The following is a 20,524-nucleotide window of genomic DNA, read 5'->3' on the forward strand; positions in this document are numbered from 1 at the left end:
CCCGCCACTCGGCGAGTGGCGGGCAGGTTTGCGCCACTCGCGGTGGGGTGGAGTGCGGGTCAGGCGGCGACGATGCTGGTGACGGGGAGGCTCGAGTCGACCGGCAGGTCGAGCGACGAGGGCGCGATCCCCCGACGCACGACCTCGGCACCGAGGGCCGCCACCATGGCGCCGTTGTCGGTGCACAGCGAGGGCGGCGGGATGCGGACCTCGACGCCGGCCTTCTCGGCACGCTCCAGCACGAAGTGACGCAGCCGGCCGTTCGCCGCCACGCCGCCGCCGAGGATCAGGCGGGGCACGTCGTGCTCGACGCAGGCCTTGATCGCCTTGCGGCTCAGCACGTCGCACACCGCGTCCTGGAAGGAGGCGGCAACATCGGCGACCGCGATCGCGCGGCCCATCCCCTGCTCGCGCTGGACGTGCCGCGCCACCGCGCTCTTGAGGCCCGAGAACGAGAAGTCCCAGCGGTAGCGGTCGAGGTCGCGACCGGTGGTGAGCCCACGCGGGAACGCGATCGCGGTCGGGTCGCCGTCGCGCGCCGCGCGGTCGATCTCGGGCCCACCGGGGTACGGCAGGCCGAGGAGCCGGGCCACCTTGTCGAAGGCCTCGCCGGCGGCGTCGTCGATCGTCCCCCCGAGCAGCGTGATGTCGGTGGCGATGTCGTTGACCAGCAGCAGCTCGGTGTGGCCGCCGCTGACCAGCAGCGCGACCGCCGGCTCGGTGTACCGGCCGCGCTCCAACTGGTCGACCGCGACGTGCGCGGCCAGGTGGTTGACGCCGTAGAGCGGCTTGTCGTGCGCGACGGCGAGCGCCTTGGCGGCGGCGACGCCGACCAGCAGGGCACCGGACAGGCCCGGACCGCTGGTGACGGCGATCGCGTCGACCTCGCGGACGTCGAAGCCGGCCTGTTCGTACGCCTGCTCGAGCGTCGGCACCATGGCCTCGAGGTGGGCCCGGCTGGCGACCTCGGGCACGACGCCGCCGAAGCGGACGTGCTCCTCGACGCTGGACGCGACCGCATGGGCCAGCAGCGTGGTGCCGCGGACGATGCCGACACCGGTCTCGTCGCACGAGGACTCGATGCCCAGGACCAGCGGTTCGCTCACCGGTCCATTGTGCCGTGGGCCCGGTCAGCGGACGTCGCGGCCCACGGGACAGGGCCGGACGTCAGCCCCGCTGCGCGCGCTTGGCGTCGCGGACGGCCTTCTCCTCGAGGTCGAGGCGGCGGGCCTCGTCGGGGGTGGGTGCGGTGCCGCCGTAGCGGGCGGGCGCCCACCACTGGCCCTCGGGCGGGACCGGGTACTCGCGGATGGCCTTGTCGAGCAGGCCGGTGAGCGCCTCGTGCAGCAGCGCGGTCTCGGCCACCGGGTCCTCGCCCGTGACCGGGATCGGCTCGCCGACGTGCAGCCCGATCGTCTTGCCGCGGCCGTAGAGGTCGGCCTCGTGGTCCTTGGTCTTCAGCAGCTGCGTGCCCCAGACGACCATCGGGATGAGCGGCACGCCCGCCTCGGCGGCCGCGCGGACGGCGCCGGTCTTGATCTCCTTGACCTCCATCGAGCGGCTGATCGTGGCTTCGGGGAAGATTCCGACGATCTCGCCCCGGCGCGCATAGTCGGCCGCGGCGTGCAGCGAGCCCTCGCCCTGGGCGCGATCGACCGGGATGTGGTGCATCGACCGCATGAGGGGGCCGGACACCTTGTGGTCGAACGCCTCCTTCTTCGCCATGAAGCGCACGAGGCGCCCGGCGGGCTGGGCCGCCAGGCCGTTGAAGATGAAGTCGACGTAGCTGACGTGGTTGGACGCGAGGATGGCGCCACCCTCACGCGGGATGTGCTCGGTACCGGAGGTCTGGAAGGAGATGCCCAGCACCCGGAACAGCGTCTTCGCCGTGCCGATGACCGCCGGGTACGTCAGGTCGCGCATGGCTGCACCCTAGTGCACGCGCGTTCACCGACGTGGGGTCTCGTCACTCCTCCTCGACGACGTGGACGGCAGCCTCCTCGGCGCTGGCGGCGGCACCGTCGATGCCCACGTCGTCGCCCACCAACTGGGACACGTGGTCCTCGCCGACGCCGCCGTCGGGGTCGACCAGCCGGCCGGACCGGCGCACGCCGACCTCGCCGTCGTCGAGGTCCTCCTCGCTCCACTCGGACTCGGGGTCGACGTCGGGCTCCTCCTGCTGGAGGCGCTGCTCGAACGACTCTCCCTGGACCTGCTCCTCGGCGGTCGTGCCGAAGCCCTCGCCGGCGGACCAGCGCTCGGGAGCGGTGAGGCCCTCGTCCAGCGGATCGTGGGTCTCACGACCGAGCAGGGTGTCCTGATCCTGTTCCTGGCTCAGGTACTGGGAAGGGGCCGGGGGCTGGTTGCGCGGATCGCTCATGCCTCCACCTTGCCACGCGCCGGGGGCACTCGCAGGGGGCCCGAAGTCAGTCCTGCTCGGGGTCCGGAGCGGGTCCCGGCTCGCGGATCGAGCGTCCCAGCAGCACCGCCACCACCACCACGACGGCGAGCAGGAAGAACCACGCGGCCCGCTCCGAGCCGCCGGAGAAGACCGCGAGGAAGGCGCTCATCCCGATCGTCGACCAGACCGTCGCCCAGATGACGGCGCCGGGCAGCAGGCCGGTCAGGTAGCGCGGGAACGTCATCCGTGCCAGACCAGCCGCGAGGTTCACCGCGGTCTGCGCGCCGACCGTGAAGAAGCTCACGGTGACGGCCGGCGGACCCCAGCGGGCGACCTGCGCCATCGCCGCGCGGACGCGGGCGCCGGGCTCGCGATCGCGCACCAGGCCGGCGGCGAGGGCGCGGCCGATCCCGTAGGTTCCACCGGCACGCAGCAGCACGACGACGAAGAACGTGAGCCACGCCCAGGCCCAGGGCCACGAGCGGACCGAGTCCAGCACGTCGCTCATCCGAGTGGGCGCTCCATGAGCACCGCGTCGGCACCCGAGCGGTAGTAGGAGCGCCGGCGGCCGGCCTCGCGGTACCCGGCGCGACGGTAGAGCGCGAGCGCGGCCGCGTTGTCGTCGGCGACCTCCAGCAGGAGCCGGTCGGCGCCCTTGCCGCGCGCCGCGTCCTCGGCCGCCTGCAACAGGCGCGAGCCCACCCCCTCGCGGCGCGACCCCAGCCCCACGGCGATCCGCATCAGCTCGGAGTCGGGGGCGAACAGCCGCACCGAGGCGTAGCCGCGCACACCGAACTCGTCGACGAGCACCAGCACGATCCGGTCGCCGACGAGCTCGTCCCGCACCTGCGCCGCGCTCCAGGCGTCCAGTCCGAAGCTGGCGTTCTCGATCGACTCCAGGGTGTCGAGGTCGCGCAGGCCCGCCGCGCGGATCATGCCGGCTTCGAGGCGACCTGGGGTGTCGCGTCCGGTCGGCGCAGGTAGAGGGGCTCGAGCGGCAGCTCGACCGCCCGGCCGCCGGCGACGAGCGCGGCGAGCGCGGCTGCCGACGGGTCGAGCGGCGTCGCCTCCACGCGGGCGAAGCGATCGGCGAAGAGGTGCCCGCCGCGACCGACGACCGGCAGACCGAGCGCCGCGACGGTCTCGGGGAAGTCGACGTCGGGACCGGCCACGCGGACGCCCGCGGCGGTGAAGCGGCCCCAGTAGACCTCCTTGCGCCGGGCGTCGGTGGCGACGACGAAGTCCTCGTCGAACTGCGCCGAGGCCTCGGCGGCGAGGATGTCGAGCGAGCACACGCCGTGGGTGGCGAGGCCGAGGGTCTGGCCCAGGGTCAGCGCCGTGACCACGCCGACCCGCAACCCGGTGAAGGGTCCGGGACCCACGCCGACGGCGACGTCGGTCAGGTCGGCGGGCGTGGCGCCGGCGTGCTGGAGCGCCTCGCGGATCGCCGGTGCCAGGAGCTCGCCATGGGCCATCGACCCCGCCCCCGTGGCCTCGCCGACGACGGAGGTGCCGTCGTGGACGGCCACGGAGATCGCCGGCGTGGCGGTGTCGAACGCGAGGAGGAGCACGGCCCCAGCCTAGTTCCGCCCCCTCCGCACTTTTGGAACCGGATCCACGCTCAACGGGCCGCGCGACGTGAATCCAGTTCCAAAAGTGGAGTGGGGCGCGTGGATGTGGCTGTCGGTCAGGCCAGCAGGGTGCTGCGCAGCGGGACCTCGAGCCACCGGGGGCCGTAGGGCCGGATGGTGACGACGCGCATGTCCTCGGACAGGACGCCCGAGGCCGTGCCGACCGGGTCGACCGGGCCGGCGGCGCGCGTCTCGATCGCGATCGAGAGCCAGCTGTCCGAGAGCTGCTCCGCCATGCCGGCGCCCCACTCAACGACGGTGACCGACTCGTCGGTGGTGGCGTCCAAGTCGATGTCGTCGATCTCGGCGGCGCTGCCGAGCCGGTACGCGTCGACGTGGACGAGCGACGGGCCGCCGACCAGGCTCGGGTGGGTGCGCGCGATGACGAACGTCGGCGACGTCACGGGCCCGCGGATCCCGAGGGCCTCCCCCAGCCCCTGGGTGAACGTGGTCTTGCCGGCCCCGAGGTCGCCGGTGAGCACGAGCAGGTCGCCGGCCCGGACGAGACCCGCGACGCGCGCGGCGAGGTCGCGCATCGCATCGGCGTCGGGCACTTCCCGGGCGAGCCACAGCGTCTTGCCCATCTCGATCGTGGTGCCTTCGCGACGAACGGGCCGGTACTTGCGGTGACTCCAGAAGCGCACGTTCTCGGGCAGCTCCTCGCGGACGTGGAGCCAGATGCCGTCCATGCCGGCCTCCTCCGCGACGTCCTCGGCGACGCCGACCATGGCCGAGGCGACGCCGCGGTCACGGCCGAGCGGGTCGACGCTGACGCGACGCAGGCCCATCAGCCCAGGACGCGAGCGGTCGAACAAGATGGCGCCGAGCGGCAGCCCGCGACGCATCGCGATCAGTCCCCCGTGATCCTCGAGCGCGGCGGCGACGGACTCGACGGTCTCGTCGCCGGCCGTGGCGGGCGGGTCGAGCGCCGGGCGCGCGGCGAAGGCACGATGGATGACGTCGACGACCTCCTGGGCCCGGTCGGGACCGGCCAGGTCGACGTCGAGCTCACGGCTCATGCGATGTCCTTGAGGACGCGCTCGATCGCCTCCGTCACCTGCTCGTGCTCCTCGAGCATGACCATGTGGCCCGCGTCGTTGACGGGCACGAGCTCGGCGCCGGTGATGTGACGGGCCAGCCAGCGGCTGTGGCCGAACGGGGTCATGACGTCCTTCGTGCCGCACACGACCGCGGTGCGGCACCGGGAGATGGCATCGAGCCCGGCGCCGAGGTCGAGCTCGACGAAGTTGTCGTAGAAGTTCAGGACGACGGTGGTGGGAGCACGCAGGATCATCTCGTCGGCCATGTCGACCCGCGAGGACTGCGCGTGCGGGCCGAAGGCCCAGCGGCGGATGACCGAGTAGCTGTTGAACTCGCGGCCCCAGTCGAGCAGGGGCGTCGCCGCCTTGACCAGCGGCACGATGAACCGCAGCGCCGGGCTGCGGCGCATGAGCTTGCCGGCACTCGTGCTGACCAGGACGACGCCCGCGATCCGGTCGTCGAACAGCTCGGGCGCCAGCTGGGCCAGCTGCATCGCGGCCATGCCGCCCATCGAGTGCCCCACGAGCACGACCGGCCCGTCGGGCGCGTGGGCGTCGATCACGCGGCGGACGTCGTCGGCCATGTCGTGCAGGGAGGAGTTGCGCGGACCGCTGCGCCCCGAGCGCCCGTGCGACCGGTGCTCCATGAAGACCAGCCGGGCGTGGTCGCGCAGCGCGAGCCGCTGGAAGTGCCAGGTGTCGAGGTCGCACATCCAGCCGTGCAGGAAGACGATCGTGGGGCCGGGACCCTCGTCGACCTCGACGTGAATCGGCACGTCGTCGGCGGCCGACACGTAGTACGAGTCGCCGCGGACCGACCCGAAGGGCACGTCCTCACCGCGCGAGAGGCGGCGCTGCTCGGCCTTGCGGTTCCGGAGGATCGTCGCGGCCGTGCCGGCGACACCGGCCGCCGCGAAGGCACCGGCGGTGGCCGCCACTCGTCCTGCCAACGACGTCATCGCTCTCCTCGGTAGGTGCGGGACCAGCGCCCTGCCAGACGCGTCACGATCTCGTAGGCGATCGTCCCGGCGGCATCGGCCCAGTCCTGGGCCGTCGGCTCGCCGTCGTCGCCGGGGCCGAACAGCGTGACCCGGTCGCCGATGCGGGCCGTCCGGTCGCCCAAGTCGACGACCAGCTGGTCCATGCAGATCGTCCCACGGACCGGGGCCCGGCTCCCCGCGAACCCCACCTCGGCCCGGTTCGAGGCCGTGCGGTGGATCCCCTCGCCGTACCCGACGGGAACGAGCCCCAGGGTCGTCTCGCGGTCGGCCGACCAGCGCCAGCCGTAGGAGACCGACGCGCCCGCCGGAACCCGCTTGACGTTCGCCAGCACGGTGCGCGCGGTCAGCACGGGGCGCACCTCGGGGACGGGCACGGCGGGGTCGGGATCGATGCCGTACGAGGCGATGCCGATCCGGACGAGGTCGAAGTGCGAGGACGGCCGGGTCACGGCAGCGGCGGAGTTGGCCAGGTGCCGCACGCCGGGATCGACCCCGGCCGACGCCAGCTGGTCGACCGCCGCACGGAACACGGACTCCTGGTGGTCGTTGGCCGGATGGTCCGGCTCGTCGGCGCTCGCGAAGTGCGACCAGACGCCGGTGACCTCGATGGTGCCGGCCTCCTGGAGCCGCGCGGCCGCGGCGACGAGCGCGTCCCACTGCGGTCCGAAGGCTCCGTTGCGCGACAGGCCGGTGTCGACCTTCAGCTGCACCCGGGGTCGCTCGCCGGCCGCGGCGATGGCGTGCAGCTGGTCGACGCCCGAGGCGGTGACGTCGACGTCGGCATCGACCAGCTCGGCGAAGGGCGCGCCGGGGATCGCGAGCCAGCACAGCAGCGGCCCCCGGTCGCCCGAGGCGCGCAGGTCGAGCGCCTCCTGCGGCGTGGCGACACCCAACCAGTCGACGCCAGCGCCGCGCGCCGCGCGTGCGATCGGCACCGTGCCGTGCCCGTAGGCGTTCGCCTTCACCACGGCCATCTGCAGGGCGTCGGGCGCGTACGCCCGCAGCGCGGCGAGGTTGGCTCGGTACTGGTCAAGGTCGACGACGAGCTCGGCGTTGCTCATGGGCGGCCCTCCTCTCGACGTCGGTGGATCTCGTCCTCCGCACCCCTCATGAGCCGGGACCCGTCGCAGAAATCGCGGAGGGTGCCCGGCAGGGCGCGGGCGATGTCGGAGGCGACGAAGGGTCCGCCGACCCGTTCGGCGGCGAGGCCGTGCAGCAGCGCCGCGACCGACCCGGCGTCGAACGCGTCGAGCCCGCGGGCGAGCAGCGACCCGGCGAACCCGGCCAGGACGTCTCCGGCGCCCGCGGTGCCGAGCCACGGGGTGCCCGACGTGTTGACCCGCACGCGGCCGTCGGTCGAGACCACGAGCGTGCGCGGCCCCTTGAGCAGCACGGTGGCGGACCAGCGCTCGGCGGCGCGACGGGCATGGGCCAGCGGGTCCGCCTCGACCTCGGCACGCTCGGTACCGAGCATCGCGGCGAGCTCGCCGGCGTGCGGTGTCAGCAGGGCGTCGACCTCGAACCGGTCGGGCAGGTGGCCCAACGCGGTGGCGTCGACCACCACGGGCACGCCGTCGGCGAGCGCGGCGTCGAGGGGCTCGGCGGAGTCCTCGCCGCCGGGCCCGACGACCCACGCCTGCACACGGCCGGCGCCGGCCACGACCTCGGGGGCCCGGTCGACGACGCGGTGCGACAGGTCGGGGGCGCCGACGAAGCGGACCATGCCGGCCGGGCCGGCCTGGGCCCCGGCGACGCAGAGGTGGGCGGCGCCGGCGTACTCCGGTGAGCCCGCGCGGACGCCGACGACGCCGCGGCTGTACTTGTGGTCGGCGGCCGACGGGACCATGCGGTCGCGGAACCGGTGGCCGTCGGCGAGCTCGAGCGACTCCACCGCCCGCTGCTCCGCGAGGTCCAGGCCGATGTCGACCACGGTGACGCGCCCGGCGAGCGGCGCGGCCGGCCCCAGCAGCAGCCCGGGCTTCATCGTGCCGAAGGTGATCGTGTGGTCGGCCCGGACGGCGGGTCCGTCGAGCCGGCCGTCGTCGACGCCGATCCCCGACGGCACGTCCACCGCCACGACGCACGGCCGCTCGCGCTCGATCCACGCGGCCCACTCCGCCGCCACTCCCGTCAGACCGGGGCGGGCGCCGATGCCGAAGAGCGCGTCGACCGCGACGCGGTGCCCTTCGGGACGATCGACGACCTGCGCGCCCGCGCCCGTGGCCGCCGCGAGGCCGGCGGGGTGGGCCTTCGACGCATCGAGCAGGCACAGGTTGACGCGGCGGCCGCGCTCCAGCAACCGGGCGGCCGCGAACAGCGCGTCACCGCCGTTGTTGCCCGGCCCGACCAGCACCACCACGGTCTCGTCGGCCGGGACCAGCTCGAGAAGGTGGCCGACCAAAGCCCCGGCCGCGCGCTGCATGAGCCCGTCCCAGCCCTGCTCGACCGCTGCGACCTCCTCCGCCGCACGGACCTGCGCGACGGTGTGGGCGGTCAGCATCGCGTCACTCGACCGTGACGGACTTCGCCAGGTTGCGCGGCTGGTCGACGTCGTGGCCGAGCAGCTCGGCCAGCTCGCAGGCGAAGATCTGCAGCGGCACCGTGGCCACCAGCGGCTGCAGCAGCGTGGGCACCTTCGGCAGCCGGATCACGACGTCGGCGAACGGCACCACGGAGTCGTCGCCGTCCTCGACCAGGACGATCGTGTAGGCGCCGCGGGCCCGCACCTCCTGGATGTTGCTGAGGATCTTCTCCTGCAACTGGTCGCGGGCGCGGGGCGGCACGACGACGAACATCGGCAGGCCCTTCTCGACCAGCGCGATGGGACCGTGCTTCAGCTCGCCGGCCGCGAAGCCCTCGGCGTGCACGTAGGCCAGCTCCTTGAGCTTCAGCGCGCCCTCGAGCGCCACCGGGAAGCCCACGTGGCGGCCCAGGAACAGGAACGAGCGGCGGTCGACGAGCTCGGCAGCGAGCTTGCGCACCTGGTCGCCCTCGTCGATCATCCGCTGGATGCCGGCGGGCACCTGGTGCAGCTCGTCGATGATCGAGCTGATCTCGTCGCCGTACTTCACGCCCTTGGCCTGCGCCAGGTAGAGGCCGAGCAGGTAGCAGGCCACGACCTGGGACAGGAAGCCCTTCGTGGACGCCACGGCGACCTCGGGGCCGGCGTGGGTGTAGATCACCGCGTCGGACTCGCGCGGGATGGTGGAGCCGTTGGTGTTGCAGATCGAGAGAACCCGGGCGCGCTGCTGGCGGGCGTACCGGATGGCCATGAGCGTGTCCATGGTCTCGCCGGACTGGCTGATCGCCACCACGAGCGTGGAGCGGTCGATGATCGGGTCGCGGTAGCGGAACTCCGAGGCCAGCTCGACCTCGCAAGGGATGCGGGTCCAGTGCTCGATGGCGTACTTGGCCACGAGTCCCGCGTAGGAGGCGGTGCCGCACGCGATGACGATGATCTTGTCGATCTCGCGCAGCTCGTCGTCGGTGAGCCGCATCTCGTCGAGCTGCAGGTGGCCGTCCTGGTCGAGGCGACCGAGGAGGGTGTCGGCGACCGCCTTGGGCTGCTCCTCGATCTCCTTGGTCATGAACCACTCGTAGCCGCCCTTCTCGGCGGCGGTGACGTCCCAGTCGACCGTGTAGGCGGTGGTCTCGGCCGGGTTGCCGTGGAAGTCGGTGACGTCGATCGCGTCGGCGGTGATCGTGACGACCTGGTCCTGGCCGAGCTCGATCGCCTCGGCCGTGTAGTCGATGAACGCCGCGACGTCGGAGCCGAGGAAGTTCTCGCCCTCGCCGCGGCCCACCACGAGGGGCGAGTTGCGCCGGGCGCCGACGACCACACCGGGGTTCAGCGCGTCGGCGAAGACGAGCGTGAACGCACCCTCCAGGCGGCGGCACACCGCGCGCACGGCCTCGGACAGGTCGTCCTGCTGCTGCAGCTCACGGTGCAGCAGGTGCACCACGACCTCGGTGTCGGTCTCGGAGAGGAACTCGTACCCCGCGGCCTCGAGCTCGGCGCGCAGGACCATGAAGTTCTCGATGATGCCGTTATGCACCACCGCGACCCGGTCGGCGGCGTCGAGGTGGGGGTGGGCGTTGGCGTCCGTGGGCGCGCCGTGGGTGGCCCAGCGGGTGTGCCCGATCCCGGTCGTGGACGCGGGCAGGGCATTGCCCTCGAGGACGGCGTCGAGGTTCGCGAGCTTGCCGGCCTTCTTGGCCCAGGCGATGCGGTCGCCGTCGACCAGACCGACGCCCGTGGAGTCGTATCCGCGGTATTCGAGTCGTCGCAGACCGCCCATCACGACATCCAGCGCCTGACGATGGCCCACGTATCCGACGATTCCACACATGGGTTCAGGGTACCGACTGCTCACTCGAGTGACGCGCTGGTGACAATGGTGCGTATGTCACGGGACCCCTCCCCCTACGTGGAGCTGGAACGCTCGGCGTGGGCCGAGCTGGCGCACGACGCCGTCCAGCCGATGTCTCCCGAGGAGGTCGAGCGCGTCCGCGGCTTGGGCGAGGAGCTCGACCTCGACGAGGTGCAGCAGGTCTACGTGCCGCTGACCCAGCTGATCAGCCTGCGGGTGCGGCTGGCCGAGGCGCTGTACCGGGCGACCGAGCGGTTCCTGGGCGACCCCCAGCCCGACCGCGTGCCCTTCATCATCGGTCTGGCCGGGTCGGTCGCGGTGGGCAAGTCCACGACGGCGCGCCTGCTGCGTGACCTGCTGGCCCAGCACGACGACCACCCGAACGTCGCCCTCATCACCACCGACGGCTTCCTGCTGCCCAACGCCGAGCTCGAGCGCCGCGGCATCATGCACCGCAAGGGCTTCCCCGAGTCGTACGACCGCAAGGCGCTGCTGCGGTTCATCATGCAGGCCAAGAGCGGGGCCGAGCACATCGAGGCGCCGGTCTACGACCACCTCACCTACGACCGCACCGACGAGTCCGTCTCACTCAAGCGGCCGGACATCCTCATCGTCGAGGGCCTCAACGTGCTGGCTCCCCCACGGACGCGCGGCGACGGCTCGCCGGGCCTGGCGATCAGCGACTTCTTCGACTTCTCGATCTACGTCGATGCCAACAGCCGCGACATCCGGCGCTGGTACATCAGCCGGTTCCTGCGCCTGCGCGAGACGGCCTTCGCCGATCCGGCCTCGTACTTCCACCGGTACAGCACCTACACGGACGCCGAGGCCCAGTCCCGCGCGGAGGAGCTGTGGGACACGATCAACTGGCCGAACCTGCGCGAGAACGTCGCCACCACGCGCGGCCGGGCCGACCTGGTGCTGCGCAAGTCGGCCGACCACAGCGTCCAGTGGGTGCGGCTGCGCAAGCTCTGATCCCCCGCTCGGGTCAGGTGAGGTGCTTGACCCACTGGTCGGCCCAGGCGGTGGCGCGGTAGCCGAGCGCCTCGTTGACGGCGATCATGTGCTCGTTCTGGGCGTCGTTCCACGTGATGACGCGGCGGCGGCCGTCCAGCAGGTCGGCGGCCTCGAGCATCGCCCGGCGCTTGAGCGCGAGACCCAGCCCGTGGCCTCGGTGCTCGGGCAGGACGAGCGTGTCCCACTGGTAGACCTCGGCCGACTCGTGCGGGAAGAGCAGCTGCGTGTGCCCCGCCAGCCGGCCGTCGGGCGCCACCGCCACGACGGTCTGGCCCGTTCGGCGCTGGCGGCGCCACTGGTCGACCTCGTGCAGCAGCCGGTCGGGATCCCAGTACTCGTTGTCCAGCTGGGTCTCGCCCGACGGGGCCTCCTGGTTGAGCAGGGCGCGCAGGCGGGCGTACTCCTCGCGCCACTGCGGCGGCGGCGCGGCACGCCACCCCACCAGCCGGTATCCGTCGGCCACGTCGGCCTCGGGGAGGTCGGCCGGGAGGTCGAGCTGCCGTTGGACCAAGGTCGTGTCGGGACCGTATCCGCAGGCCAGCATGAAGTCGCGTCCTGAGGCCGTCCGGTCGTCGATCGGGCGCAGCGTCTCGGTGAGCACCTGCGCGCGCCCGTCCTCCGCCACGCGCGACTCGAGACGCTCCAGCAGCGCGCGGCCGTAACCCCGGCGGCGCAGCTCGGGGGGCACCCAGACCTCCGCGTAGGCGGTCTGGACGTTGTCGCGCTCGGGGAGCTCGGCCAGGGCCACGCCGACCACGACGTCGCCGTCGCGAGCCACCAGCGAGTCGTTGCGCAGGTACTCGTCGCCCACGAGCAGCACCTGCAGACCGTCGGCCGACCACGGTTGGTCGATGTCGCGCTCGTTGGCCCGCCGGTAGACGTCGTGGAACTCGACGAAGCTGCCGTGGTCGGTGGGGTCGAGCGCCTCGATCGTCACTGCCATGGGGGCAGTCTCGCACCGATGCGGCCCCGGGCGGGAGGTCAGATCTCGCGGGTGAGGAACACGCTGTGCGGGTCGAGGACGTAGTCGGCGAACGGTTCGCACGGCACGAACCCGTGCCGCAGGTACAGGCGGCGGGCGGGCGCGAAGTACGACTCGGTGCCCGTCTCGAGGCTCAGCCGGCCGAAGCCGCGCGCGCGAGCGACGCCGAGCAGGTGCCCGAGCACCGCCGTGGCGACACCGCGCCCGCGAGCAGCGGACGTGGTGCGCATGGACTTGACCTCACCGTGACCGTCGCCGAGATCCTTCAGCGCACCGCACCCGAGCAGCCGGCCGTCCTCGCGAGCGCTCCAGAACTCGATGGCGGGATCGCGCAGCGCGTCGAGGTCGAGCGCATGGACGCTCTCGGCCGGGCTCGTCGCGAACATATCGGAGAGGTGCTCGGCCAGCAGCGCCCGGACGTCGTCGCGGTCGAGCCTGCCGGGCTCGAAGTCCACCACCGGTCAGAGGGCGAGCGACGTGCGGACGACGCCGGCCAGGTGATCGGCGATCTCCTGGGCCTGGTCGGCCGTCGGCGCCTCGACCATGACGCGGACGAGCGGCTCGGTGCCGGACGGGCGCAGCAGCACGCGACCGGTGTCGCCGAGCTTGGCCTCGGCGGCCGCCACCTCGGCCAGGACGGTCTCGTGGTGCTTCGCGCCGTCGCGGTCGACGCCGCCGACGTTGACGAGCACCTGCGGGAGGCGCTCCATGACGGCGGCGAGCTCGGCCATGGTGCGGCCCGAGGATGCCATCTCGGCCGCGAGGTGCAGCGCGGTCAGCGTGCCGTCGCCGGTGGTGGCGTGCCGGCTCATGATGACGTGTCCCGACTGCTCGCCACCGAGCATGTGGCCGCCGTTGCGCATGGCCTCCAGCACGTAGCGGTCGCCGACGGAGGTGTGCACGACGGTGATGCCGGCAGCCTCCATCGCGTGCGTGAAGCCGAGATTGCTCATGACGGTGGCTACCACGGTGTCGTTGTCCAGCAGTCCCTCGCGCTTGCCGCGCAGGGCCAGGATGGCGAGGATCTGGTCGCCGTCGACGACCTCGCCGAACTGGTCGACCGCGAGGCACCGGTCGGCGTCGCCGTCGAAGGCGAAGCCCACGTCGGCCCCGCGCTCGACGACGACGCGGCGGAGGTCGTCGAGGTGCGTGGACCCGCAGTTCTCGTTGATGTTGAGGCCGTCGGGATCGGCGTGGATCGTGATCACGTCGGCACCGGCGCGGATGAACGCGTCGGGGGCGGCCTCGTGCGTGGCGCCGTTGGCGCAGTCCAGGACCACGCGCAGGCCGTCGAGCCGGTTGGGCAGCGTGTCGAGGAGGTGCCGGACGTAGGCGCCGAGGCCGGCGTGGCTGTCGCCGACGCGACCGACGCCCGCACCGGTCGGGCGGTCCCACGGCTCCTGGAGGCGCTGCTCGATCGCAGCCTCGATCTCGTCGTCGAGCTTGACGCCGCCGCGCGCCAGGAACTTGATGCCGTTGTCGGGCATCGGGTTGTGGCTGGCGGAGATCATCACGCCCATGTCGGCCTCGAGGAAGGCCGTCAGGTACGCCGCGCCGGGCGTGGGCACCACGCCGAGGCGGTGCACGTCGACCCCCGCAGACGCCAGACCCGCGACCACCGCGGCTTCGAGGAACTCCCCCGAAGCGCGGGTGTCGCGGGCGACGACTGCCGTGGGTCGCTGGTCGGCGAAGGCACCGGCCTCGCCCAGCACGTGGGCGGCGGCCACGGAGAGGTCGACGGCGAGCTCCGCGGTCAGGTCCCGATTGGCCAGACCGCGAACGCCGTCGGTGCCGAAGATCCGACCCATGCGCGCCGGCAGATCAGCGCTTGCTGTACTGCGGCGCCTTGCGGGCCTTCTTCAGACCAGCCTTCTTGCGCTCCTTGATGCGCGAGTCGCGCGTCAACAGGCCGGCCTTCTTCAGGGTCGGACGGTTGACCTCGACGTCGATCGCGTTGAGGGAGCGGGCCACGCCGAGGCGCAGCGCGCCGGCCTGGCCGGTCATGCCGCCGCCGCTGACGCGAGCGATCACGTCGAAGGAGTCGAGCAGGCCCGTGGCCGCCAGCGCCTCCTTGGCGATCTGCTGGTGCAGCTTGTTCGGCAGGTGCTCCTCGAGCGGCTTGCCGTTGACGGTCCAGACGCCGGTGCCGGGGACGATGCGCACACGCGCAACAGCCTCCTTGCGGCGACCGGTGGCGGAACCGGGGGCGATGATCGACTTGATCTCGCCCTGCGCTGCGGCGCCGGAGGACTCCGACGTGTAGGCGACACCCTCCGCGTTGGGGGTGAACTCGGCCTCTTCGGTGGTGGTCTCAGCCACGATGAACCTACTCTTCGCTTACTGGGAGATCTGCGTGATCTCGAACGGCTGGGGCTTCTGGGCGGCGTGCGGGTGATCCGGGCCGGTGTAGACCTTCAGCTTGGTGATGAGCTGACGGCCGAGGCGGTTCTTGGGCAGCATGCCGCGGACCGACTTCTCGATGGCCTTGCGGGCATCCTTCTCGAGCAGGTCGCCGTAGGCGATCTGCTTGAGTCCACCGGGGTAACCGCTGTGGCGGTAGACCGGCTTGTCGGTGCGCTTGTTGCCGGACAGGGCGACCTTCTCCGCGTTGACGATGATGACGAAGTCGCCACCGTCCACATGGGGCGCGAACGTCGGCTTGTGCTTGCCGCGCAGCAGGGTCGCCGCGACGACGGAGAGGCGGCCGAGGACGACGTCCTGGGCATCGATGACGTGCCACTGACGGGTGATGTCAGCAGGCTTCGGGCTGTACGTACGCACGGCGTGACCTTCTCGTTGAAAATCGAAAACTGTGTGATCGGGAATCTCGCGTCGCAAAGGCGCGGATGACCGCGTCGCAACACAACGACTATTCAGATTACCCGGCCACCCCCGTGAAGGTCAAAACGGGTCTCGCGAACGTGACCCTCCTCTCGCGCCGCGGGCGAGGGGACACTAAGTTGGAGTGGGTCGCTCACCCCCGCGACCGTTACTTCTCTGACGTCACAGGAGACCCGATCGTGACCGACAAGCAGACGCTGACCATTCGTGACAACCGCTCCGGCGAGGAGTACGAGGTCGAGATCACCGACGGCAGCATCCGTGCCGCGGACCTGGGAAAGATCGGCAAGTCCGACGACGACCCGGGTCTGTCCGTCTACGATCCCGGGTTCACGAACACCGCCTCCACGCGCAGCGCCGTCACCTACATCGACGGCGAGAAGGGCATCCTCGAGTACCGCGGGTACCCCATCGAGCAGCTGGCGGAGTCCTCCACCTACCTCGAGGTCGCCTACCTGCTCATCCACGGCGAGCTGCCCACCAAGGAGCAGCACGACCAGTGGGTGCACGAGATCACGTTCCACACGTTCGTGCACGAGAACCTCAAGAGCCAGCTGCAGGGCTTCCGCTACGACGCGCACCCCATGGGCATGCTGCTGTCGAGCGTCGGCGCGCTGTCGACGTTCTACCCCGAGGCCAACAAGATCAAGGACCCGCAGGTCCGCCACGACCAGATCGTGCGCATGATCGCCAAGATGCCGACCCTCGGCGCCTGGGCCTTCCGCCACGCGCAGGGCAAGCCGTACGTCTACCCCGACAACGACCTGTCCTACACCGAGAACTTCCTCTCGATGCTGTTCCGCATGAGCGAGCCGAAGTACGACCCGGACCCGCGCCTGGCCAAGGCCCTCGAGGTGCTGTTCATCCTGCACGCCGACCACGAGCAGAACGCGTCGACGAACGCGGTGCGCTCGGTCGGCTCCAGCCAGGTCGACCCGTACTCGGCCGTCACGGCCGGCATCGCGGCGCTCTACGGCCCGCTGCACGGTGGCGCCAACGAGGCCGTCCTGAAGATGCTCAAGCGCATCAAGACGAAGGACAACGTCCCGGCGTTCATCGAGGGCGTCAAGAACGGCGAAGAGCGCCTCATGGGCTTCGGCCACCGGGTCTACAAGAACTACGACCCGCGCGCCACGATCATCAAGAAGGCCTGCGACGACGTCTTCGAGGTCACCGGCGTCAACCCGCTGCTCGAGGTCGCGCAGGAGCTGGAGAAGATCGCGCTCGAGGACGAGTACTTCGTCAAGCGCAAGCTCTACCCCAACGTCGACTTCTACAGCGGCCTGATCTACGAGGCGCTGCAGTTCCCGCCGGAGATGTTCACGGTCCTGTTCGCCATCCCGCGCACGTCGGGCTGGCTGGCCCAGTGGCTCGAGCTCGTCGACGACCCGGAGCAGAAGATCGCGCGTCCGAAGCAGATCTACACCGGCGCGCGCCAGCTCGACTTCGTGCCGTCCAGCGAGCGCTGGAAGTGAGCTGACGCAGCATCGGCGAAGGCCGCGAGCCCCTCGGGGTTCGCGGCCTTCGTGGTTCCTGCGGGCGGGTGCCGCCGGCCGGGCCGCGTCCGTCGCCCCCGGCGCAACTTTTGGAACTCGTTTCCCCTCGCGAGTGCGATTTCACGTGAAACGAGTTCCAAAAGTGGGGAGGGGGCCGGGACGGCGAAGCCCGCCACCCTCTCGCTGAGTGGCGGGCCTCTTCCCCAAGTGTGGGTCAGAGACCAACTGCGGAGAACGTCGAGTCCTCGTCTGCCACCGGCACGAGCCGGCGTCGGAGCACCGCCGGCGTCTCACCGAACGCCCCGGTCCGTCGCGGCACCTAGGATGCCCGAGTGAGCATCCGTGGCTACTCCCCCGCCGAGCCGTCCGGGCCCGGCGCGACGAACGCCCTCGCCCGCGGGTTCGGGGTGCTCGGGGACGAGTGGACCCTCTTCCTATTGCGGTTCGCGCTGCTGGGCTGCCGGCGGTACACCGAGTTCTCCACCCGCATGCCGATCTCGCACGCCGTCCTCAGCGGCCGCCTCGACGTCCTGGTCCGGGCCGGGTTGATGGCCCGTCACGAGTACCAGCAGCGCCCGCCGCGGGCCGAGTACGTGCTCACCGACTCCGGGCGCGCCACGTGGCCGATCCTCGCCGCGATCTGGGGATGGGAGCGCGCGTGGGTGGACGAGCACTCCTACGAGACGCCGCCCATGCGCCACATCACGTGCGGTGAGGAGATCACCCCGGTCCTGGCCTGCCGCGCGTGCCACCAGCCGGTGTCCGTGCAGGACCTCGACACCGAGTGGGGTCCGTCCGGCGGATGGCGCAGCTCGGTGCCCGAGACCACGACGCGCCGCCGCTCCTCCACCCGCGGCGCCGCCGTGGGCCACACCTTCTACCCCGACACGATGGCCATCTTCGGCAACCGCTGGTCGTGGGCGCTGATGGGCGCCGCCCTGCTGGGCGTGCGCCGCTTCAGCGAGTTCGAGGCGGCCCTCGGCCTGCCCCCGTCGCTGCTGTCGGGCCGGCTCAGCACCCTGCGCGAGCACGGCATCCTCGAGCAGGTCACGGGCGACTCCACCACCGAGCGCTCCGAGTACCGGCTCACGGAGAAGGGCCTGGCGTTCTTCCCCGTCATCGCGATGACGATCGGCTGGGCCGAGCGGTGGTTCGACACCGGCGAGGGGCCTGCGCTCATCCAGACCCACCGGGCCTGCGGCGAACGCTTCGTCGGCGAACTCACGTGCGACCGGTGCGGCGAGCCGCTGCGCGGCACCAGCATCGACCTGGCCGAGCTCGACCCGACCAGTTGACGCTCAGCGCGTCAGCGTGAAGGAGTCCAGGGTGGAGCCGACCCTCGCGGCCGGCGTCGCACCCCGCCCGCGGTGCCCGACCAACGCCCGCACGCTCAGCGTCGTCGGCGTCACGGTCACCACCTGGTAGGTCGACGTTCGGTACGCCGCCTTCATCCGGGTGGCTCCCACGCGACGTCGCCCACGCGCCCCCTCACGGCCCCAGTACCGTGGGAGGCGTGCGCATGCGGATCGATCTGGCCTACGACGGGACCGAGTTCAGGGGCTGGGCGACCCAGCCGGGGCTCCGCACCGTGCAGGGAGAGCTGGAGACCGCCCTCGGCACGATCCTGCGGCTGCCCGAGCCGCCCCGGCTGACCGTCGCCGGCCGCACCGACGCCGGCGTCCACGCCCGCGCCCAGGTGGCCCACGTCGACGTCGACAGCCACCCGGGCGTCCTCGAGCGCCGGCTGCGACGCATCGTCCCGGGCGACATCCGGATCCTGCGGGTCACCGAGGCCCCCGAGCACTTCGACGCGCGGTTCGGCGCGATCGAGCGCCGCTACGTCTACCGGATGACGGACCACCCCGCCGGTCCCGACCCGATGCAGCGCCGCATGGTGGCCGCGATCTCGCGTCCGCTCGACGTCGACCTGATGAACGAGGCGGCCCAGCACCTGCTCGGCGAGCACGACTTCGCCGCCTTCTGCAAGCAGCGCGAGGGTGCCACGACGATCCGCCACCTGATCGCCCTGCGCACGGTCCGCGGTGGCGAGACGATCGCCACCACCGTGCGCGCCGACGCGTTCTGCCACTCGATGGTCCGGTCGTTGATGGGCTGCCTCGTCGCCGTCGGCGAGCGTCGGTACGAGCCGCAGTTCGCGGCGGAGATCCTCGCCGGCGAGGTCCGCGACCCCCGGGTGAAGGTCATGCCGGCCCACGGACTGGTGCTCGAGGAGGTCGTCTACCCCGCGGACGACCAGCTGGCCGCCCGGGTCGAGCAGGCCCGCCGTCGCCGGGACGAGTGATGGCACGCCTGCTCAGCGCGGGCGTGCTGCTGCACCGGGTGCGCGACGGCCGGCGCGAGGTGCTCCTGGGGCACCTCGGCGGTCCGTTCTGGAGCAAGCGCCGTGAGCACGCGTGGTCGATCCCGAAGGGCGTGCTCGAGGAGGGCGAGGAGCCGCGTGACGCCGCTCGGCGCGAGTTCGTCGAGGAGCTCGGGGTGCCGGTGCCGGAGGGTCCGTGGGTCGACCTCGGCTCGGTGCGTCAGTCGAAGAAGGACGTGCAGGTCTGGGCCGTCGAGGCCGACCTCGACCCGGAGTCCGTCGTGCCGGGCACGTTCGACCTCGAGTGGCCTCCCGGCTCGGGCACGATGCAGGCCTTCCCCGAGCTCGATCGCGTCGCCTGGTTCACGCTCGAGGACGCGGTCGAGGCGATCGTCAAGGCGCAGGCGGACTTCCTGCGCCGCCTTCCCGCCGTGCCAGACTGAGGCCATGGGCACGGCCATGACCTGGGACGACGTCGAGGCGTTCCTGCTGCGGTTCCCCGACACCGAGAAGAGCACCTCGTGGGGCATGCCCGGCGTCAAGACCGGCGGCACGCTCGTCGCCTGGTGGCGCGACCGCGACGACTCCCCCGGCTGCCTGGCGTTCAAGGTGGATCGCGCCGAGCTCGAGGCTCTCGTCGAGGACCCGGACACCCCGTACTTCACGATCGAGCACTTCCGGAAGTTCGACTCGAACGCCGTGCTCGTGCGTCCCGAGGACGTCGATCCCGCCGAGCTGCGCGAGCAACTGACCGAGGCCTGGATCGTCACCGCCAAGGTGAAGGTGCGCAAGGCCTGGCTCGCCGAGAACGGCCGGGACGCGTGAGTCACTACTTCGATCCGACCCCGCAGACTGAGGACGAGCGGCGCACCGTCACGGTCGAGATCTGGGGGCGCCGGCGCGAGTACACGACCTCGACCGGCGTCTTCTCCGGCGGTGGGCTCGACAAGGCCACCGCGATCCTGCTGGCCGAGAGCACTCCTCCCCCGCCCGGCACGGTGGTGCTCGACCTCGGCTGCGGCTGGGGCCCGATCGCCTGCTCGCTCGCCGCGGAGGGTGCCACCGTGTGGGCCGTCGACGTCAACGAGCGGGCGCTCGAGCTGACCGCCCAGAACGCGCAGGGGCTCGACGTGCACACCGCCCTGCCCGACCAGGTGCCGCCGGACGTCCGCTTCGATGCGATCTGGTCGAATCCGCCGATCCGGATCGGCAAGGAGGCGCTGCACGAGCTGCTGCTCACGTGGCTGCCTCGGTTGCGTCCCGGGGGCGAGGCACGCCTCGTCGTCGGCAGGAACCTCGGCGCCGACTCGCTCCAGCGCTGGTTCATCGACCGGGGGCATCCCACCGAGCGCGTCGCCAGCAGCAAGGGCTTCCGCATCCTGTCCGTCCGCGCGACGTGACGGTAGCGTGACTCCCGTCAATCCT

At 71.8% G+C, this 20,524-nt stretch carries 23 protein-coding genes; 7 read left to right on the forward strand and 16 right to left on the reverse strand.

What is annotated here, in order from left to right:
- Positions 1-59: 59 nt before the first annotated feature.
- The 11 genes from tsaD to glmS form a co-directional block, all read right to left on the reverse strand.
- On the reverse strand, positions 60-1,106 hold the full coding sequence (gene tsaD / locus AFL01nite_RS02960; RefSeq protein WP_146825697.1) for a tRNA (adenosine(37)-N6)-threonylcarbamoyltransferase complex transferase subunit TsaD: 1,047 nt from the start codon (positions 1,104-1,106) through the stop codon (positions 60-62).
- Between the two features lie 61 nt (positions 1,107-1,167).
- Positions 1,168-1,923, reverse strand: a complete 756-nt coding sequence (locus AFL01nite_RS02965) for a lysophospholipid acyltransferase family protein (RefSeq protein ID WP_146825699.1) — start codon at positions 1,921-1,923, stop codon at positions 1,168-1,170.
- A gap of 43 nt (positions 1,924-1,966) precedes the next feature.
- Positions 1,967-2,380, reverse strand: coding sequence for a DUF5709 domain-containing protein (locus tag AFL01nite_RS02970; protein ID WP_146825701.1), 414 nt, complete (start codon positions 2,378-2,380; stop codon positions 1,967-1,969).
- Between the two features lie 46 nt (positions 2,381-2,426).
- Positions 2,427-2,909 carry a DedA family protein gene (locus tag AFL01nite_RS02975; RefSeq protein WP_146825702.1) on the reverse strand — a complete coding sequence of 161 codons (483 nt, stop codon included), beginning with the start codon at positions 2,907-2,909 and terminating at the stop codon, positions 2,427-2,429.
- The gene (gene rimI / locus AFL01nite_RS02980; RefSeq protein ID WP_146825703.1) at positions 2,906-3,337 is read right to left on the reverse strand and encodes a ribosomal protein S18-alanine N-acetyltransferase; all 432 of its coding nucleotides are present in this window, start codon (positions 3,335-3,337) and stop codon (positions 2,906-2,908) included. The genes AFL01nite_RS02975 and rimI overlap by 4 nt, the downstream gene beginning before the upstream one ends.
- The gene (tsaB, locus tag AFL01nite_RS02985; RefSeq protein WP_146825704.1) at positions 3,334-3,972 is read right to left on the reverse strand and encodes a tRNA (adenosine(37)-N6)-threonylcarbamoyltransferase complex dimerization subunit type 1 TsaB; all 639 of its coding nucleotides are present in this window, start codon (positions 3,970-3,972) and stop codon (positions 3,334-3,336) included. The genes rimI and tsaB overlap by 4 nt, the downstream gene beginning before the upstream one ends.
- A gap of 116 nt (positions 3,973-4,088) precedes the next feature.
- On the reverse strand, positions 4,089-5,051 hold the full coding sequence (gene tsaE, locus AFL01nite_RS02990) for a tRNA (adenosine(37)-N6)-threonylcarbamoyltransferase complex ATPase subunit type 1 TsaE (RefSeq protein WP_146825705.1): 963 nt from the start codon (positions 5,049-5,051) through the stop codon (positions 4,089-4,091).
- Positions 5,048-6,031 carry an alpha/beta fold hydrolase gene (locus tag AFL01nite_RS02995; RefSeq protein ID WP_146825706.1) on the reverse strand — a complete coding sequence of 328 codons (984 nt, stop codon included), beginning with the start codon at positions 6,029-6,031 and terminating at the stop codon, positions 5,048-5,050. The genes tsaE and AFL01nite_RS02995 overlap by 4 nt, the downstream gene beginning before the upstream one ends.
- Positions 6,028-7,134: an alanine racemase gene (alr, locus tag AFL01nite_RS03000; RefSeq protein WP_146825707.1), complete on the reverse strand. Its 1,107-nt coding sequence runs from the start codon at positions 7,132-7,134 to the stop codon at positions 6,028-6,030. Before alr ends, AFL01nite_RS02995 begins: the two co-directional genes overlap by 4 nt.
- Positions 7,131-8,573 (reverse strand): NAD(P)H-hydrate epimerase, encoded by a 1,443-nt coding sequence (locus AFL01nite_RS03005; protein WP_146825708.1) that lies wholly within the window; start codon positions 8,571-8,573, stop codon positions 7,131-7,133. The genes alr and AFL01nite_RS03005 overlap by 4 nt, the downstream gene beginning before the upstream one ends.
- A gap of 4 nt (positions 8,574-8,577) precedes the next feature.
- Positions 8,578-10,422: a glutamine--fructose-6-phosphate transaminase (isomerizing) gene (gene glmS, locus AFL01nite_RS03010; protein ID WP_146825709.1), complete on the reverse strand. Its 1,845-nt coding sequence runs from the start codon at positions 10,420-10,422 to the stop codon at positions 8,578-8,580.
- 45 nt (positions 10,423-10,467) lie between these two features.
- Between glmS and coaA the strand changes: the two genes are divergently transcribed.
- Positions 10,468-11,418, forward strand: coding sequence for a type I pantothenate kinase (gene coaA / locus AFL01nite_RS03015; protein ID WP_146825962.1), 951 nt, complete (start codon positions 10,468-10,470; stop codon positions 11,416-11,418).
- A gap of 13 nt (positions 11,419-11,431) precedes the next feature.
- Here coaA and AFL01nite_RS03020 read toward each other — a convergent pair whose 3' ends face one another.
- Genes AFL01nite_RS03020 through rplM form a run of 5 tightly spaced genes read right to left on the reverse strand, consistent with a single transcriptional unit; the run spans position 11,432 to position 15,223 of the window.
- Entirely contained in the window at positions 11,432-12,403 is a 972-nt protein-coding gene (locus AFL01nite_RS03020) for a GNAT family N-acetyltransferase (protein ID WP_146825710.1), read from the reverse strand.
- Positions 12,404-12,441: 38 nt separating this feature from the next.
- Complete coding sequence (locus tag AFL01nite_RS03025) at positions 12,442-12,900, reverse strand: GNAT family N-acetyltransferase (RefSeq protein WP_246119569.1); 459 nt, start codon at positions 12,898-12,900, stop codon at positions 12,442-12,444.
- A gap of 3 nt (positions 12,901-12,903) precedes the next feature.
- Positions 12,904-14,250 carry a phosphoglucosamine mutase gene (gene glmM, locus AFL01nite_RS03030; protein WP_146825711.1) on the reverse strand — a complete coding sequence of 449 codons (1,347 nt, stop codon included), beginning with the start codon at positions 14,248-14,250 and terminating at the stop codon, positions 12,904-12,906.
- A 13-nt stretch (positions 14,251-14,263) separates the two neighbouring features.
- A complete protein-coding gene (gene rpsI / locus AFL01nite_RS03035) occupies positions 14,264-14,761 on the reverse strand; it encodes a 30S ribosomal protein S9 (RefSeq protein ID WP_146825712.1) in 498 nt (165 codons plus the stop codon).
- Between the two features lie 18 nt (positions 14,762-14,779).
- The gene (rplM, locus tag AFL01nite_RS03040; RefSeq protein ID WP_146825713.1) at positions 14,780-15,223 is read right to left on the reverse strand and encodes a 50S ribosomal protein L13; all 444 of its coding nucleotides are present in this window, start codon (positions 15,221-15,223) and stop codon (positions 14,780-14,782) included.
- Between the two features lie 239 nt (positions 15,224-15,462).
- On the opposite strand from rplM, the gene AFL01nite_RS03045 reads away from it, so the two are divergent.
- The 6 genes from AFL01nite_RS03045 to AFL01nite_RS03070 all read left to right on the forward strand — a co-directional run bounded on the left by AFL01nite_RS03045 (position 15,463) and on the right by AFL01nite_RS03070 (position 20,499).
- Positions 15,463-16,758 carry a citrate synthase gene (locus AFL01nite_RS03045; RefSeq protein ID WP_146825714.1) on the forward strand — a complete coding sequence of 432 codons (1,296 nt, stop codon included), beginning with the start codon at positions 15,463-15,465 and terminating at the stop codon, positions 16,756-16,758.
- 353 nt (positions 16,759-17,111) lie between these two features.
- A complete protein-coding gene (locus tag AFL01nite_RS03050; protein ID WP_222593378.1) occupies positions 17,112-18,074 on the forward strand; it encodes a winged helix-turn-helix transcriptional regulator in 963 nt (320 codons plus the stop codon).
- Positions 18,075-18,298: 224 nt separating this feature from the next.
- Complete coding sequence (gene truA / locus AFL01nite_RS03055) at positions 18,299-19,081, forward strand: tRNA pseudouridine(38-40) synthase TruA (RefSeq protein WP_146825965.1); 783 nt, start codon at positions 18,299-18,301, stop codon at positions 19,079-19,081.
- Positions 19,081-19,542 (forward strand): NUDIX hydrolase, encoded by a 462-nt coding sequence (locus tag AFL01nite_RS03060; RefSeq protein ID WP_146825715.1) that lies wholly within the window; start codon positions 19,081-19,083, stop codon positions 19,540-19,542. The genes truA and AFL01nite_RS03060 overlap by 1 nt, the downstream gene beginning before the upstream one ends.
- Positions 19,543-19,546: 4 nt before the next feature.
- The gene (locus tag AFL01nite_RS03065) at positions 19,547-19,924 is read left to right on the forward strand and encodes an MmcQ/YjbR family DNA-binding protein (RefSeq protein WP_146825716.1); all 378 of its coding nucleotides are present in this window, start codon (positions 19,547-19,549) and stop codon (positions 19,922-19,924) included.
- Positions 19,921-20,499 (forward strand): class I SAM-dependent methyltransferase, encoded by a 579-nt coding sequence (locus tag AFL01nite_RS03070; protein WP_186813791.1) that lies wholly within the window; start codon positions 19,921-19,923, stop codon positions 20,497-20,499. Before AFL01nite_RS03065 ends, AFL01nite_RS03070 begins: the two co-directional genes overlap by 4 nt.
- The last annotated feature ends 25 nt before the right edge of the window (positions 20,500-20,524 follow it).

Origin of the sequence: Aeromicrobium flavum, assembly GCF_007992115.1 — a bacterium.
GTDB lineage: Bacteria > Actinomycetota > Actinomycetes > Propionibacteriales > Nocardioidaceae > Aeromicrobium > Aeromicrobium flavum.